Annotated in this window: 18 protein-coding genes and 1 pseudogene; 13 read left to right on the top strand and 6 right to left on the bottom strand. The window is 56.2% G+C overall.

Going from position 1 to position 14,083, the window contains the following annotated elements; genetic code table 11:
• Nucleotides 1-170: 170 nt before the first annotated feature.
• From ACXADQ_RS05535 to ACXADQ_RS05550, 4 genes are all read left to right on the top strand, one after another.
• Nucleotides 171-1,397, top strand: a complete 1,227-nt coding sequence (locus tag ACXADQ_RS05535) for a flagellin N-terminal helical domain-containing protein (RefSeq protein WP_475316417.1) — start codon at nt 171-173, stop codon at nt 1,395-1,397.
• 71 nt (nt 1,398-1,468) lie between these two features.
• Complete coding sequence (gene flaF / locus ACXADQ_RS05540; RefSeq protein WP_475316421.1) at nt 1,469-1,840, top strand: flagellar biosynthesis regulator FlaF; 372 nt, start codon at nt 1,469-1,471, stop codon at nt 1,838-1,840.
• Complete coding sequence (flbT, locus tag ACXADQ_RS05545) at nt 1,837-2,241, top strand: flagellar biosynthesis repressor FlbT (RefSeq protein WP_475316425.1); 405 nt, start codon at nt 1,837-1,839, stop codon at nt 2,239-2,241. The genes flaF and flbT overlap by 4 nt, the downstream gene beginning before the upstream one ends.
• Nucleotides 2,238-3,023 carry a DUF1217 domain-containing protein gene (locus ACXADQ_RS05550; RefSeq protein ID WP_475316427.1) on the top strand — a complete coding sequence of 262 codons (786 nt, stop codon included), beginning with the start codon at nt 2,238-2,240 and terminating at the stop codon, nt 3,021-3,023. Before flbT ends, ACXADQ_RS05550 begins: the two co-directional genes overlap by 4 nt.
• 12 nt (nt 3,024-3,035) lie before the next feature.
• Here ACXADQ_RS05550 and ACXADQ_RS05555 read toward each other — a convergent pair whose 3' ends face one another.
• A complete protein-coding gene (locus ACXADQ_RS05555) occupies nt 3,036-4,391 on the bottom strand; it encodes a FliI/YscN family ATPase (protein ID WP_475316431.1) in 1,356 nt (451 codons plus the stop codon).
• A gap of 84 nt (nt 4,392-4,475) precedes the next feature.
• Here ACXADQ_RS05555 and ACXADQ_RS05560 point away from each other — a divergent pair, with 84 nt between their 5' ends.
• The 9 genes and pseudogenes from ACXADQ_RS05560 to ACXADQ_RS05600 all read left to right on the top strand — a co-directional run bounded on the left by ACXADQ_RS05560 (nt 4,476) and on the right by ACXADQ_RS05600 (nt 9,025).
• Nucleotides 4,476-4,847 carry a FlgB family protein gene (locus ACXADQ_RS05560; RefSeq protein WP_475316435.1) on the top strand — a complete coding sequence of 124 codons (372 nt, stop codon included), beginning with the start codon at nt 4,476-4,478 and terminating at the stop codon, nt 4,845-4,847.
• A gap of 15 nt (nt 4,848-4,862) precedes the next feature.
• A complete protein-coding gene (flgC, locus tag ACXADQ_RS05565) occupies nt 4,863-5,255 on the top strand; it encodes a flagellar basal body rod protein FlgC (protein WP_475316438.1) in 393 nt (130 codons plus the stop codon).
• A 35-nt stretch (nt 5,256-5,290) separates the two neighbouring features.
• Nucleotides 5,291-5,581: a flagellar hook-basal body complex protein FliE gene (gene fliE / locus ACXADQ_RS05570; RefSeq protein WP_475316441.1), complete on the top strand. Its 291-nt coding sequence runs from the start codon at nt 5,291-5,293 to the stop codon at nt 5,579-5,581.
• Nucleotides 5,581-5,850 (top strand): flagellar biosynthetic protein FliQ, encoded by a 270-nt coding sequence (locus tag ACXADQ_RS05575; RefSeq protein ID WP_475316443.1) that lies wholly within the window; start codon nt 5,581-5,583, stop codon nt 5,848-5,850. The genes fliE and ACXADQ_RS05575 overlap by 1 nt, the downstream gene beginning before the upstream one ends.
• A 2-nt stretch (nt 5,851-5,852) precedes the next feature.
• Nucleotides 5,853-6,565 (top strand): annotated as a pseudogene (locus ACXADQ_RS05580) (flagellar hook-basal body complex protein).
• A 21-nt stretch (nt 6,566-6,586) separates the two neighbouring features.
• Entirely contained in the window at nt 6,587-7,372 is a 786-nt protein-coding gene (gene flgG / locus ACXADQ_RS05585; RefSeq protein ID WP_475316447.1) for a flagellar basal-body rod protein FlgG, read from the top strand.
• Complete coding sequence (gene flgA, locus ACXADQ_RS05590) at nt 7,372-7,782, top strand: flagellar basal body P-ring formation chaperone FlgA (RefSeq protein ID WP_475316450.1); 411 nt, start codon at nt 7,372-7,374, stop codon at nt 7,780-7,782. The genes flgG and flgA overlap by 1 nt, the downstream gene beginning before the upstream one ends.
• Nucleotides 7,783-7,792: 10 nt before the next feature.
• Nucleotides 7,793-8,521 carry a flagellar basal body L-ring protein FlgH gene (flgH, locus tag ACXADQ_RS05595; protein ID WP_475316453.1) on the top strand — a complete coding sequence of 243 codons (729 nt, stop codon included), beginning with the start codon at nt 7,793-7,795 and terminating at the stop codon, nt 8,519-8,521.
• Between the two features lie 12 nt (nt 8,522-8,533).
• Nucleotides 8,534-9,025 carry a flagellar basal body-associated FliL family protein gene (locus ACXADQ_RS05600; protein WP_475316456.1) on the top strand — a complete coding sequence of 164 codons (492 nt, stop codon included), beginning with the start codon at nt 8,534-8,536 and terminating at the stop codon, nt 9,023-9,025.
• Here the strand turns inward: ACXADQ_RS05600 and ACXADQ_RS05605 are convergent.
• Genes ACXADQ_RS05605 through ACXADQ_RS05625 form a run of 5 tightly spaced genes read right to left on the bottom strand, consistent with a single transcriptional unit; the run spans nt 8,997 to nt 13,984 of the window.
• On the bottom strand, nt 8,997-9,377 hold the full coding sequence (locus ACXADQ_RS05605; RefSeq protein ID WP_475316459.1) for a hypothetical protein: 381 nt from the start codon (nt 9,375-9,377) through the stop codon (nt 8,997-8,999). The genes ACXADQ_RS05600 and ACXADQ_RS05605 overlap by 29 nt on opposite strands.
• Nucleotides 9,374-10,456, bottom strand: a complete 1,083-nt coding sequence (locus ACXADQ_RS05610; protein WP_475316463.1) for an EscU/YscU/HrcU family type III secretion system export apparatus switch protein — start codon at nt 10,454-10,456, stop codon at nt 9,374-9,376. Before ACXADQ_RS05610 ends, ACXADQ_RS05605 begins: the two co-directional genes overlap by 4 nt.
• Nucleotides 10,453-11,223, bottom strand: a complete 771-nt coding sequence (locus tag ACXADQ_RS05615) for a flagellar biosynthetic protein FliR (RefSeq protein WP_475316466.1) — start codon at nt 11,221-11,223, stop codon at nt 10,453-10,455. Before ACXADQ_RS05615 ends, ACXADQ_RS05610 begins: the two co-directional genes overlap by 4 nt.
• Entirely contained in the window at nt 11,220-13,301 is a 2,082-nt protein-coding gene (gene flhA, locus ACXADQ_RS05620) for a flagellar biosynthesis protein FlhA (protein ID WP_475316469.1), read from the bottom strand. The genes ACXADQ_RS05615 and flhA overlap by 4 nt, the downstream gene beginning before the upstream one ends.
• Nucleotides 13,301-13,984: a lysozyme family protein gene (locus ACXADQ_RS05625; RefSeq protein ID WP_475316472.1), complete on the bottom strand. Its 684-nt coding sequence runs from the start codon at nt 13,982-13,984 to the stop codon at nt 13,301-13,303. Before ACXADQ_RS05625 ends, flhA begins: the two co-directional genes overlap by 1 nt.
• Nucleotides 13,985-14,083 lie beyond the last annotated feature (99 nt).

Raw genomic sequence — 14,083 nt, forward strand, 5'->3', positions numbered from 1 at the left:
TGGACTTAGCACTCTCTTAGTCATTGAACGCCAAAGGTGATCTTGCATCCAAGTTGGATGGCACAGAACCGACATCCGGTTCTGTATGGTCTGAAGGACCCTCGATCCGTCCTATGGGGGCGGGATGATCAACCGGACGCGAAACGCGACCAAAGACAAGAGGAAATGCTATGTCCAGCATTCTGACCAACAATGGCGCCATGGTGGCGCTGCAAACCCTGAAAGCAGTGAACTCTAGCCTGGCAGACACCCAGAACCAGATTTCGACTGGTAAAGAGGTCGCCTCGGCGAAAGACAACTCCGCCGTATGGGCAATTTCGAAGGTGATGGAATCCGATGTGAACGGTTTCCAGGCCATTTCCGACAGCCTGTCGCTGGGCGAATCCACGGTCGCCGTCGCGACGGAGGCATCAGAAACCATCACCGATCTGTTGACCCAGATGAAAGAGAAAATCGTTGCTGCACAAGAAGACAACGTAGATCGCAGCAAGATCAACGATGATGTGACGGCACTGAAAAACCAGATCAGTTCGGTGGTTTCGGCAGCGCAGTTCAATGGCCTGAATCTTGTGGACGGCTCGACCGCATCCACCTCGGTCCTTGCATCGCTGGATCGGGATAGTTCAGGCAACGTGACGGCCTCATCTATCACCGTAACCGCGCAAAACCTGTCAACCGGTGGGTATTCGGCCAAAGCCGTGTTCGATGCGACGAACACCGAAGGTGTCTCGGCTGATGGGCAGGACAGCTTTGGCTTCTCGCTGGATGACAATGGCGGTACTGATGACGATGGCGTGATTGAAATCGAACCGCACGGCACTGCTGCTTATGCCGCAGGTGACAGTATCACCATGCGTCTGGGCGACGTCGAGGTCAGCTATACGGTGACGGCCGAGGACATTGCCTCAACCTCTACGGCGGATGTTATCGCAGTAGGACTGAAATCCGCCATCGAAGCCTCGGATGCGAACGTGACCGTTGACTATAACATTGCGAACTCGGGCCGACTGACCATCACCAATGATGGCTCTGACAGTTTGCATGTTTCGGGCCAGTTCACGAACGCTGGCTCTGGTGGCCTAGGCGCCCTGGCAGCCATTGATGTGTCGACCTCTGGTGGCGCGTCCTCGGCTTTGGGTGCCATTGAGACCCTGATCGACACCTCGATCGACGCGGCCGCCTCTTTCGGTTCGTCCGCCGGTCGGATCGAAACCCAAGCGGATTTCGTTTCCAACCTGACCGATGCGCTGAAATCCGGCATCGGGTCTATGGTCGATGCCGACATGGAAGAGACCTCGGCCCGCCTGCAAGCCCTGCAAACGCAGCAGCAGCTGGCCATCCAGTCGCTGTCGATCGCGAACCAGGCTCCGCAGTCGATCCTGTCTCTGTTCGGCTAATCCTGAATGGTTGAGGCGGCACGCCGCCTCAACCCCCGCCAATGCTCTACTTCCAGCGATAGGACACTATAGTGAACGCTTTGCTTACCGCCCGGCGCGCCTATGCGCAGTCTGCGGGCCCCGTCAGTACGCCTCGTGGTGTTGAATACGAGGCTTTCGCGCGCATCACCCGACAATTGAAATCCGCCGCATCCGCTGGCTCTGTTCGACAGCTCGCCCCGGCTCTGCACGACAACCGCCGCCTTTGGACAATTTTGGCGTCCGACGTTGCGGATCCAGACAACCCTTTGCCATCCGAACTGCGCGCCAGAATTTTCTATCTTGCCGAATTCACACAACAACACAGCCGAGAGGTACTGCGAGGCAAGGCGAGCGCCGATGCATTGGTCGAAATCAACCTGTCCGTCATGCGCGGGCTGAGACATACGGAGGGTACCTCATGAGCGGACTCGTTCTGAAACTTGGCCCAAAAGAAAGGGTCCTGATTAACGGCGCCGTCGTCGAGAACGGGGATCGGCGCAGCCGCGTCTCGATCCTTACGCCAAACGCAAATATCCTGCGCCTGCGTGATGCGATCCATCCAGAAGATGCGACCACACCGGTACGGCGTTTGTGCTTTGCCGCGCAACTGGTTCTGTCGGGGGACTCGGACCCGGATCAGACGCGATTGCAACTGCTTCGCCGAATTGAAGAGCTGAGCCGCATTCTCACGGATCACGACAGTCGCCAAATCCTGGCCGTCGCCTCAGAAGCCATCATTGAAAACCGTTTCTATCAGGGGCTCAAGACCCTACGCCTGCTGCTACCCCGCGAAGATCGACTTTTGGCGGCGCGTGCATCATGAGTTTTCAGCCCATCATACCTGCCTCTGGTTTGGTTGGCTGGCGCTTCCTAGAGCGAAGTCTTGAAACACAGACCAAGATCTTCGAAGCCAGCGGTGTGATGACGCGGGACACCGAGTATTTCGAAGCCCATATCAACGAGGTTGAAACAGCAGAAGACCTGGTTTCGGACCGCAGGTTGCTGAGCGTGGCGCTTGGGGCCTTTGGCCTGGATGACGACCTGAACAACAGTTTCTTTGTTCAAAAAATACTGGAAGAGGGAACACTGGATCCCGCGTCCCTGGCAAACAAGCTGTCGGACAGCCGCTATCAGGATCTGGCCGAGGCCTTCGGGTTTGATCTTGGGGTTCCGAATTCCAAACTGTCCACGTTTGCCGGCGACATCATCGATCTGTATCGCGACCGTCAGTTCGAGATCGCGGTTGGGGACCAGGATGAAACGATGCGCTTTGCGCTGAACGCGAAACGGGAACTGGCCGAATTGGCAACCGACGACGATAGTGACCGTACGCGTTGGTTCAAGATAATGGGGAACGAACCCCTACGCGAGGTCATGGAAGGCGCGCTGGGCCTGCCAGAAAGTTTCTCGCAGATCGATCTGGATCAGCAATTGTCTGTCTTTATGGAAAAAAGCGAGCGCCAGCTAGGGTTAAGCAGCCTGGATGATCTTGCGGATCCAGAGGCGCTGGATGGATTGATCGAGCGCTACCTTCTGCGCAGCGAGGCCGCCTCGATTCAAACCAGTAGCGCGGCCTCGATCGCGCTGACGCTACTGCAAAGCTGACGCCTCCCGCCTTCAGCCCCCTCCTGGGGCTATCGCGCGCCCTGCGGCCTTTGCGCGGCGCAATAGCAACGATAGCTGCGCAAAATTGGTCTTGATATCTTTACCATCTGATTGACCGACAAAGGCATCCAGATCCTCCCAAAGGGCCACCGCACGATCCAGTGTTTCATCGCTGCCAGGTGTATAGAGCCCGGATCGGACCATCATTTCGGATCTTTCATAAGTGCCCAGCAAATTCCGCGCCTCAAGAATAAGGGCGTTTTCTTCTTCGCTGGCTGCTGACGGCAAGCTGCGTGAAACAGACCGCAACATGTTGATCGCCGGATAACGCCCTCGCTCGGCGATCTCGCGATCCAGAACGATATGTCCATCCAGCACCCCACGCAATATGTCAGCGATCGGTTCTTCCATGTCGGATCCCGCGACCAGAACGCTGAACACGCCGGTTATGTCACCCGCACCGTCCTGGCCAGGACCGGCCCGTTCACACAAGGACATGATCAAATGCGCGGTCGAGGGGGGAAATCCGCGCAGTGTCGGCGCCTCACCCGCCGCAACAGCCACCTCGCGATGGGCTTCGGCGAAACGGGTGATCGAATCCGCTAAGAACACCACCTGATGCCCCTGATCGCGGAAATACTCGGCCACGGTCATCGCTGTCCAGGCGCATCGACGACGTGATAGCGCCGATTGATCCGATGTCGCTGCCACAACAACCGAACGCTTCATGCCTTCGGGTCCCAGGGTCTTCTCAACAAAATCACGCAGTTCCCGACCGCGCTCACCAATAAGGGCGATCACCACGATTTCAGACGGCACATTGCGCGCCAGATGCGCCAGAAGGCTGGATTTTCCGACACCAGACCCTGAAAACAGGCCAATCCGCTGCCCCTGCACCAAGGGCAACATCGTATTCATCGCAGCCATTCCGGTTTCCAGGCGCGCGCCCATCGCACGACGGGTCGCGGGTGCAGGAGGCGGATTAATCAACGGGCGCGTCTCCATCCCGCGGAGCAACGGCCGGCCATCCAGAGGGCGTCCCATCGGATCGATGATGCGTCCGATCCAGGCAGCTGACGGCGCAACGCTGGCCGGAGGGCAGAGCGAAACCATGTCCCCCAACGACACGCCATCGCAGCTACCGTCGGGCAGCATGACCAGTTCCTGGCCTTCCAGCCGAACGACTTCGCCGTGAACAGGTGCACCGGACTTGCGCGACAAAATCAACTGATCCCCCATCTGCGCAAATTGCGCCAAACCACGTACCCGGATCATACCCGCGCTTACGGCCGTCGCGCGTCCGACCCGGCGCGTTGCCGAGACCGAGGCGATCTGCGCCGTCAAGCATTCCAGTTCCGTCACTGCCATCGTTCTCTCCGCTCATTAACTGACAACTCTTTTTAAAGGAATCAGGGTTAAGTCTTGATTGAAATCGCTAAGGGAGAACCCCGAATGTTTGCAGATCTGGACATTTTCCAAACCGCCCATGCCATGGCGACCCATGCCGGGAAACGCCAGGCTATCATCGCGCAAAACATCGCGAACGCGGATACGCCAGGGTATAAACCTCTTGAAATAAAAGACTTTTCAACAGTCATGGCCCAAGCAGAGGTGCCAAGCCGTTCCGGGCGCGAAAACCTGCGCAACACGGTTTTGAATCTGGAGCCTCATGTCGTTCGCGGTGGTGCGGAATCGCCAAATGGGAATGCTGTCTCGATTGAACAAGAAATGGTTAAGGCTGCGGATTCCCAACGCCAGCACAACCGGGCCCTTGCGATCTACAAGTCATCCTTGTCGATATTGCGCACCACACTTGGCCGCTAATGCCGGAGCACAAATATGAGTGAATTTTCCAAAGCTCTTAGCCTGTCTGCCAGCGGCTTGACCGCCCAAGCCAAGCGCCTGCGCCATGTGTCCGAGAACATTTCGAACGCTGATACACCGGGTTATCGCCGTAAAAGCGTTAGCTTTCGTGCAGAGGAGATCACCGGTTCTGACCTGACCCGCGTCTCCACCGGCCCCGTCTCACTGGACCGATCGGAACTACGCCAAATCTACGACCCCGCGCACCCCTTGGCCGATGCCAGCGGGAATTACCAAGGATCAAACGTGGATCTGATCGTCGAAATCGCTGACGCCCGCGAAGCTCAACGAAGCTACGAAGCGAACCTGAAAATGTTCGAACAGACCAAACAGATGTCCACCGCATTGATGGACCTACTGCGCCGCTAACACCGGAGAATCCGGAAGAACAAAGGAGAAACAGAATGGAAATCCGATCCCCTCTTGCTGCTCAGAATTACGCAAGCGCGAGACCTGCTACCGCGCCGACACCTGGTACCGGAAGCGCCAGCGAGGCCTTGAAAGATGCTGCCAAGGACTTCGCCGCAACCCTGCAAGATGCAGAAGCCACGGCCCAGGCCGCAATGGGTGGCAATGCCGACCCCCACGCTTTGGTTCAGGCTCTGTCGCAGACCGAACTGGCTGTCGAAACCGCCGTCACCGTCCGCAACAAAGTCGTTGAGGCCTACCAAGAAATCCTGCGGATGCCGGTCTAGTGCTGGACGAAGCCGTTTTCTTTGACACATTGCGACAGGGGCTATGGGCTGCGGTGATGATTTCGGCGCCGATCCTGGCCGTGGCACTGGCGGCGGGGTTGATCGTCGGCCTGTTCCAGGCCCTGACGTCCATTCAGGAAATGACGCTAACCTTCGTGCCGAAATTGCTGGCCATCGTGGCCGTGTTTTGGGTGTCGATGGGCTACATGACCCAAACGCTTGTCGCCTTGTTCCAAACCAAACTGATTCCGATCATTAGCGGAGGCTAATTATGGACAATGCCGGTTACACTGCGCTGACCCGACAATCCGGGCTGATGCGCGAAATGCAGATTGTGGCGAACAACATTGCCAACAGCGCGACGACGGGGTTTCGCCAAGAAGGGCTGATCTTTTCTGAACGCGTCCAGCGGATCGCAGGGGAGGAGTCTCTGTCCATGGCCGCCGGGAATGTGCGCCAGACTTCTATGATACAGGGGGCGCTGACCCAGACCGGTGGCAGCTTCGATCTGGCGATCGAGGGAGATGGATTTTTCTGATCGACACACCTTTTGGCGAACGCCTAACACGCGCTGGAAATTTCTCGCCGGATGCCGAGGGAAATCTTGTCACACCAAGTGGGATGCGCGTGTTGAACTCGGGTGGCGCCCCTGTTTTCGTTCCTCCGGATGCCACGGATCTTAGCATTTCCCCCGACGGAACGATCTCGACGGACGGGCGACCGATCGGCCAGATCGGACTGTATCGCCCGGTTGATTCGAACTCTCTGGTCCGCGAGGACGGTGTCCTGTTCCACGCCACAGCAGGCGTCGAACCTGCCGAGGAAGGGCGTGTTCTGCAGGGCTTTCTCGAGGGATCAAACGTTGATCCTATCTCTCAGGTTGCGCGCATGATCGAGGTGCAGCGCGCCTATGAAATGGGTCAGAGCTTCTTGCAATCCGAAGATGAACGAATTCGCAACGCCTTGAAAAGTTTTACCAGTTAACCGCAATTCAGGAGTGTCCTTATGCGCGCCCTAAAAATCGCTGCCACCGGAATGTCCGCCCAACAAATGCGGGTTGAAACCATTTCGAACAACCTCGCGAACATGTCCACGACAGGCTACAATGCACGCCGCGCCGAGTTTGCCGACCTGCATTATCAGCAACTTGCACGAGCGGGTTCGATCAACGCTGCCGATGGCACGGTTCTGCCGACAGGCGTGCAGCTGGGATTGGGAGTCAGGCCCGCCGCGGTCTCCGTCCATCTTTCCCAAGGCTCTCTATCTGCCACTCAGGGCGACCTGGACGTTGCGATCGATGGCAAGGGCTTCTTGGAGGTCACGCTACCATCCGGCCAGACGGCCTATACGCGCGACGGCGGGCTAAAACGTTCGGCAGACGGCCTGATCGTGACCTCGGACGGGTATCCAGTGTCGCCCGACATCACGATCCCCTCGGATACGCGCGCGATCTCAATCAATGCAGACGGCGAGGTTTACGCCTATTTCTCGGAAACGGCCGAGGCGCAGCTTCTGGGGCAGTTTTCGCTGGCCGGCTTCGCCAATCCGAAAGGGTTGGAAGCGACAGGAGGCAATCTTTTTGTCGAGACCGAAGCGTCTGGGCCCGCCCTGCTGTCCACCCCTGGTCAGGATGGGCTGGGCACGCTCCGACAAGGGTACCTGGAAGACAGCTCGGTTGATGCCGTCCGCGAGGTCACCGAGTTGATTGAGGCGCAGCGCGGATATGAGCTCAACGCCAAGGTTATTTCGGCCGCCGATCAAATGCTTGGTGCGACAACACAGGTCCGCTGATGAGAGTTATCGCCCTCATATTCCTTGTGGCTGGCCCTGCTGCTGCGGACGTCGTGGTCGCCGCACGGACTCTGCGCCCGCATACACTGGTAATGGAGCAAGATGTCGTGGTGAAAACGGGCGCGATTTCCGGAACGGCCAGCCAAATTTCACAGGTCGTGGGCCTGGAGACCCGCGTAGCAATTTATGCCGGGCGACCGATACGCAGGGGCGATCTGAGCGCTCCGGCCGTCGTGGAACGGAACCAGATCGTTCTGATGACGTTCTCGAAAAACGGGCTCATCATACAATCCGAAGGTCGGGCCTTGGCGCGTGCGGGCCCTGGCGAGCGCATCCGGGTAATGAACTTAAGCTCGCGATCGACGCTTTCCGGAACAGTTCAACCAGACGGCAGCATCGTCGTTAATTGAGGACAAGGTTATGAATAAAAAGCACTATATTGTAGCCAGCTGCGTTTTTCTTATGGGCTGCGGCGATCAGGTGCCAATCGGTCAGGTTCCCGAGTTCACCCCCAATCAGCAAAGCAATGAACAACGTGCGATGCTGACGCCGGGCTTGCCAATGACGACTGTACGGCAACGCAAGGTTGACCGGTCTTCGCTTTGGACCGCAGGGCAAACCTCGCTCTTGGGGGACCATCGGGCCGTAAAGCGCGGCGACATCCTGACCGTCGTGATCGAGATTGACGACCAAGCCGAGATTTCTAATTCGACCTCCCGGTCGCGCAGCGGTTCCGAAGCCATGTCTGTCCCGCATCTGCTTGGAATACCTCAGAGAATCGACAAATCTATGCCAGAAGGTGCCAGCATGGACGAAGCGGTCTCTCTGAATTCGTCCAGCGGGTCTAGTGGGGACGGATCTGTTCGACGCAACGAGCGACTAACTCTGCGCGTCGCAGCGACGGTAACCGGCGTGTTGCCAAATGGGGTCATGGTAATCGAAGGCCTGCAAGAAGTGCGTGTCAATTTCGAACTTCGCGAACTGTTGGTTTCAGGTTACGTCCGGCCCGAGGACATCTCGCGTCAGAACGAGGTCACCTATGACAAAATCGCATCCGCCCGTATTTCGTATGGCGGAAGAGGCCAAATTTCCGAAGTGCAGCAACCGCGCTATGGCCAGCAGCTCCTGAGCCGAATTCTACCGTTCTGAGGCACCGCCGACGTGAAGAAATTGATCCCCATACTCCTGCCACTCCTTGGTACCGCAGCCGGAATCGGTGCTTGGGTGTTTCTCAATCCAAATACCGCTGAGAAAGCGGAAAATCATGACAGCCAGGTCGAAGCAGAGGCATCGCAAGACGGGCATATGGATGATTCTGGCTCGGCACAGACCAGCTATGTGAAGCTCAACAACCAGTTCATTGTCCCGGTGATCGACGAGAACAAAGTGTCGGCAATCATTGTTCTGTCTCTTAGCCTGGAGATCTCTGGTGGCAATGCTGCCGAGAAGGTTTATGCCAAAGAGCCGAAATTGCGCGATAGCTTCCTGCAGGTGCTGTTTGATCACTCCAACATCGGCGGATTTCATGGCGCCTTTACGGATGCCTCCAAGATCTCTGTTTTGCGACGGTCCCTGCTGAACGTGGCTCAAATGACGCTTGGAACCGACGTCACCGACGTGTTGATCACCAATCTTGCGCGCCAGGACGCTTGAGCTCTTTTTGACGGCGCAGCAATTTGGCCACGGCTTCCTTTTTCCCAAATGCAGTCTTGAGTTCCCGCAATCGGGCCTCTTGTTCAACCCGCAGCTGGGCCAGTTCGGAGTTGACAGAGGTAAGCTGACGGCCAATCCACACTTGATACAATACATCTACTCCGGTCAAACGTTGCCCCAGAGCGTCATCATCAGACGCGGACATGGCGTTCAGACGCTGCCTTTCCAATAGTTTGAATTGCTCACGCAGCCTGTCCTGTCGCGCTGAAAGCGCTTGCATCTCTGATGAACGCGCCTCGAAGTTCATTTGTGTCAACTGTGCCAGACGACCAAGCTGTTTCTCTTTTTTCATTGTAGCGCCCTCGCCTTGTTGCGCATCTCCTCGGAAAAACGAATGGCAATCGCAACTGCTTGGAAATGCGCCTCAAGAATTTGATCGCCAATCTCCACATCGCGATACAGCGTACGCGCAGTCGGCGGATCCGAGTGAATGGGAATGCCATTTTCCCCGGCCACTTCGCGAATGCGCAAAGCGACCTCGTCGACCCCTTTTGCCACACAGACCGGTGCCTGGTTTTTCTGGCGGCTCCACTTGAGCGCAACCGCATAATGCGTTGGGTTCACAACCACAACGTCCGCATCTTTCACGGCGGCCGCCATCTGATTTGCGGCCACTTTCTGCGCGCGCGCGCGCCGTTCTTGTTTTAGGTACGGATCGCCCTCTGCCTCTTTGTGCTCGTCCTTCAACTCCTTGTGCGACATGCGGTTTTTTTGCAGATGCTGGTGATGCTGCCAAAAGAAATCAATGCCACCGATCCCAATCATAACCACAACAACGATAAGGACGAAATGCATGGCCAATTGCCCCATCAACTCCAATTGGCTTTGCGGGTTGTACAATAGTGACTCGGCCAGCACATTGATTTGGGTTTGCAAGAAAAATCCAAGTGAGACTGTGAATATCAGCAGCTTCGAGAAGCTCTTGAGAAATTCAAACAGCCCGCGCGCTCCGAATTTATTCTTCGCATTGGCGACTGGAGAGATTTTGGATACGCGCGGCTTCAGTTTCGAAGGGGCAAAGACGAAGGCTCGCTGAGCAAATGCTCCGGCGAGCGCGGCCAGAATTGGCACCAAGAACCACGGCGCGATGGATTGCCCAACACGGGCCAGCACAGGGCCCAAGACCGGCTCGGGTCTTGCTGCGAAAACCAGGTCAGACATCACATGCGCCTGCGCCAGGAAAATTGACAAGGTTTCGGCAGCATTTAGTGCGGTATAGGCCCCAACAGCCACGAGCGTAATCAAGAGACCCGCATAGGACGAAGCGGTAATCAGATCATTGGATCGGGCAAACTCACCCTTCTTTCGCGCCTGGTCCAGCTTTCTTTGTGAAGGCTCGTGGGACTTCTCACCACTGTCATTCTCACTCATCTTGCTGCTCCAACCGGATCTGCGGTGAAGGCGAGAAGAGCATTGAACCACAGCCCGAGCATCTGCGGCGCCAGGATCGCCATCAACACCAATCCGCCAGCCGTGATCGCCGGTGCGCCGACAAATGCGACCATCAACTGTGGCATCCCGCGGTTAATTGCGCCCAGCGCCAAATTGTAGAGCAGCGAAATCAAAACAAAGGGGCCCGCCAGTTGAAAAGCCAGCTGGAAAGCGAACGCAACTTGCTCGGCTCCCCATTGCGCTACGACCGAGGGGACTGGCATTCGCCCAGGCGGAAATAAGTCATAACTACCTAACAGGTATGACAAAATCTGGATGTGAAATCCTTTGGCCATGGCCAGGGCCAACCCTCCGATCATAAGGACCTGGCCGATCGCGGGCATCGGCTCTGCCGAAGCCCCCAGAATTTGTGAGAGCGATGTAGATTGTGCGACGATCGAGCCAGCAGTTTGCAGCGCCATAATGAACAGGCGCAGAGCCACGCCGATCACCAGGCCCACCGCCACCTCGGTCGAAACAAATTTCAGTAGCGCGCTGAAACCCCATGCTGACTGATCGAAAACCGGTATCAACGGCGCCACAACCACAGTTGCTGCAAGAGCGACGGCCAATTTTATGCGAACCGGAAGTGATTGCTCGCCAAATCCTGGCGCCAGCGATACGACGGCCCCAACCCGCAAAAAAACAAGGAACGCGTGCCAAAACCATTGCTGGCCGAGATTGAGAGCGTCTGAGAGAGCGCTCACGCCTGAACCATCCCTACAAGCGATGGGCGCGCTTCGAGCCCAATCTCTTCGAATGATAGAACCGGTGTCGAGATTCCCTTGGCCTGAACAAGCGTTTTCAAATACCGGCGTCGCTTGGTTGAGGTCACCAAGGCCGGTATCACTCCGCGCTCTGCGGCCTCGGCCACTTTTGCCGACAAACCCGAAGCCAGCTTATTGAAAAGATCCGGTGGCAAGGCAATGTTGTTCGCTCCGAAGTCCCCTTCGAGCTGATAGGCACCAAACGTCTCTTCCCATTCTGGCGCAAGTTGAATCAGCGGAATTGTCCCATCTTCCCGTTTCAACCCTGACACCAATTGGAAGCCCAATCGTTGCCGGACATGCTCGCATATGATCTCTGGGTTGGGACTAAATGCGCGCCCTTCTGCTATGGCTTCTAAGATCAGCGGCAGGTTGCGGATCGAAACTTGTTCTTCCAACAATGCCTTTAACACCTGATGCAGAGTTTCCAACGGGACACGTTCGGGAATCAGCTCGTCCAGAAGCTTGCGATTTGCGTCAGCCCGTACAGGATCAGAGAGGCTGACCATCTCATCCAACAGGCGCCGTGTCGCTTTGAAGGTAAGTAACTTTCCGAAGTTCTTTTTGATCTCTTCCAGCAAATGTGTTGCCAGTACCTCGGTCGGTGAAACGATCGTTGCGCCAGACATCGCGGCGGTTTCCTGATCACCTGCTTCCAACCACCTTGCTGGCGCATGATAGACCGGTTCCAGAACATCCTCGCCTGCAGGCAAATCCGGCCCTTGGTCGGGGATCAGCGCCAGGACTTTTTCTGCATGCAGAGCAGCGCGCGCGACTTCGACACCGTGGATGCGAATGACATAGGTTCCGCGAGGAAGAATGGCTTCGTCGGTCAAACGAATTTCCGGCAAAATCATCCCGTAGGAACTGGCCACGTGTTGGCGCATATTGGAAATTCGCACGTCCAGTCCGGTGCCCGGATCCAGCACCATATTCACCAGATCAGGTGCAAATTCCAGGTGGATATCGTCCAGAGCAAGTACATCTGCGATTGGCTTTTCACGCGGAATAGGTTCAAGCTCATTATCGGGATGAGACTGGCTGCGTTCGGCCAACTGCGCGCGATACCTGCGATATGCAGCAAAGGCCAACAGAGTCGCACCGATAATGAAGGGGATAAACGGCAGCCCTGGCACAAGCGCAAACAGAGCCATCAAAACCGCCACCGTCGACAAAGCGTAAGGATGACCGCCAAGCTGTCGCAGAAGCGTCAAATCGGTTGCTCCGGTCGCACCGCCTCGCGCCAGCAAAAGCGCGGACGCGATAGAGATGATCACAGCCGGGATTTGCGTCACAAGACCGTCACCCACCGTCAAAATCGCGTAGGTTTCAAAGGCCGCACCAACGGGCATCTTGTGGACGATCACGCCCATAATTAATCCCATGATCAAATTCAGAAGCGTGATCAGTAACCCGGCAACCGCGTCCCCCTTGACGAACTTTGACGCCCCGTCGAGGGAGCCAAAGAACGTGGTTTCCATCTGCTCAAGCTCTCTGCGCGCGCGCGCCTCGTTATGATCTATGGCGCCTGCAGACATGTCGGCATCGATCGCCATCTGCTTGCCGGGCATGCCATCCAAAGCAAAACGCGCGCCGACTTCGGCCATTCGCGTTGCACCCTTTGTGATGACCATGAAATTCACGATCAGCAGTACTCCAAACACGACAAGACCAAGGAAAACGCTGCCGCCCATCACAAAATTGGCGAACCCTTCGATTACATTCCCTGCGGCATGGGTTCCGGTATGCCCCTGGCCGATAATCAGTTTCGTGGATGACACGTTCAGCGACAAACGCAACATCAACGAGGCCAAGAGTACAGTTGGGAAAGAGGAAAAGTCGAGCGGTCGCTCGATGAAAAGAGTGACCGTGAAAATCAGAATCGCCAAGGCAAATGACGCCGCAAGACCGATATCAAGCAACACGGCGGGCACAGGTAAAATCATCATGACGATGATCGTCATAAGGGCCAAAGCCAAAAGCACAGTTGGCTTGAGAAAGTTGCTAAACGATCCCATCAGCTTTTTGCCTCGAAGGTGAAGAGCGGCTTTCGTTCGCCAGTTTCACCACCAAAAAGTGATCCAAGACGGCTAGGGCTCTGATTTCTTTTTAGCAACGGATACCTGTTGCCCGACAGAGGTCGTGACATCGGCGGAGTGATTTCCTGTCCTTGGACCGATGCGAATATGTCCTCGAAACGCGCCTGATATTTCGCCTTTAGCTCTGGGGTTCTTGAATGATACGCTCCAGCAGCATCCTCCCAACCTTGGCTAACTTGTTTCAGTTCGCTTAGAAAGCCAGCAGCATACATGGCGTTCATTTTGGGGTCGAACATATCGGCAATGGAGTTGAACGCCTCTCCATGCCATCTGAAATTGACCTGAAAACACCCAACATCAAAGCTCCGCGCCCCGGAATTGAAATGCAATGTCGCGAAGGTTAGGGCTTCTGACTTTGTCGCAAACCAGTATCCCTTACCTTGGATGTTGACCGTCCAGGGCCAAGGTTGAAGTCTGCCCTTTCTTGCGCGCCCGGTTTCAGTTCGGGTGAGGGCATAGAGCACTTCTGCCGGCACTCCTGTTTGACGCGCAGCATGTTTGGCGGCTTGATCGCAAAGAGCTTCTTGCGCATCCACTGCAGAGGCCTCATTGAACAAAAGAGTTCCAAGAACCAGTATAGCTTTCAGAGTATCACCCAGCATTCTTGCTGTTATCCTCAAGTAGTTTCGAAGGCGTTTTTCGACGGCCCGAGGTCAGAAAACAGAATCTTGGTTGAGATTTGGTTACGCGTTCTCGATTGA

It is taken from the genome of Thalassovita sp. ABM4_323, assembly GCF_056158665.1.

What these genes read in the sequence shown, in the direction of transcription:
- ACXADQ_RS05535 (WP_475316417.1), top strand. Translation starts at nt 171, where the DNA reads ATGTCCAGCATTCTGACCAACAATGGCGCCATGGTGGCGCTGCAAACC.
- flbT (WP_475316425.1), top strand. Translation starts at nt 1,837, where the DNA reads ATGAGCGGACTCGTTCTGAAACTTGGCCCAAAAGAAAGGGTCCTGATT.
- ACXADQ_RS05550 (WP_475316427.1), top strand. Translation starts at nt 2,238, where the DNA reads ATGAGTTTTCAGCCCATCATACCTGCCTCTGGTTTGGTTGGCTGGCGC.
- ACXADQ_RS05555 (WP_475316431.1), bottom strand. Translation starts at nt 4,391, where the DNA reads ATGGCAGTGACGGAACTGGAATGCTTGACGGCGCAGATCGCCTCGGTC.
- ACXADQ_RS05560 (WP_475316435.1), top strand. Translation starts at nt 4,476, where the DNA reads ATGTTTGCAGATCTGGACATTTTCCAAACCGCCCATGCCATGGCGACC.
- flgC (WP_475316438.1), top strand. Translation starts at nt 4,863, where the DNA reads ATGAGTGAATTTTCCAAAGCTCTTAGCCTGTCTGCCAGCGGCTTGACC.
- fliE (WP_475316441.1), top strand. Translation starts at nt 5,291, where the DNA reads ATGGAAATCCGATCCCCTCTTGCTGCTCAGAATTACGCAAGCGCGAGA.
- flgG (WP_475316447.1), top strand. Translation starts at nt 6,587, where the DNA reads ATGCGCGCCCTAAAAATCGCTGCCACCGGAATGTCCGCCCAACAAATG.
- flgA (WP_475316450.1), top strand. Translation starts at nt 7,372, where the DNA reads ATGAGAGTTATCGCCCTCATATTCCTTGTGGCTGGCCCTGCTGCTGCG.
- flgH (WP_475316453.1), top strand. Translation starts at nt 7,793, where the DNA reads ATGAATAAAAAGCACTATATTGTAGCCAGCTGCGTTTTTCTTATGGGC.
- ACXADQ_RS05605 (WP_475316459.1), bottom strand. Translation starts at nt 9,377, where the DNA reads ATGAAAAAAGAGAAACAGCTTGGTCGTCTGGCACAGTTGACACAAATG.
- ACXADQ_RS05610 (WP_475316463.1), bottom strand. Translation starts at nt 10,456, where the DNA reads ATGAGTGAGAATGACAGTGGTGAGAAGTCCCACGAGCCTTCACAAAGA.
- flhA (WP_475316469.1), bottom strand. Translation starts at nt 13,301, where the DNA reads ATGGGATCGTTTAGCAACTTTCTCAAGCCAACTGTGCTTTTGGCTTTG.
- ACXADQ_RS05625 (WP_475316472.1), bottom strand. Translation starts at nt 13,984, where the DNA reads ATGCTGGGTGATACTCTGAAAGCTATACTGGTTCTTGGAACTCTTTTG.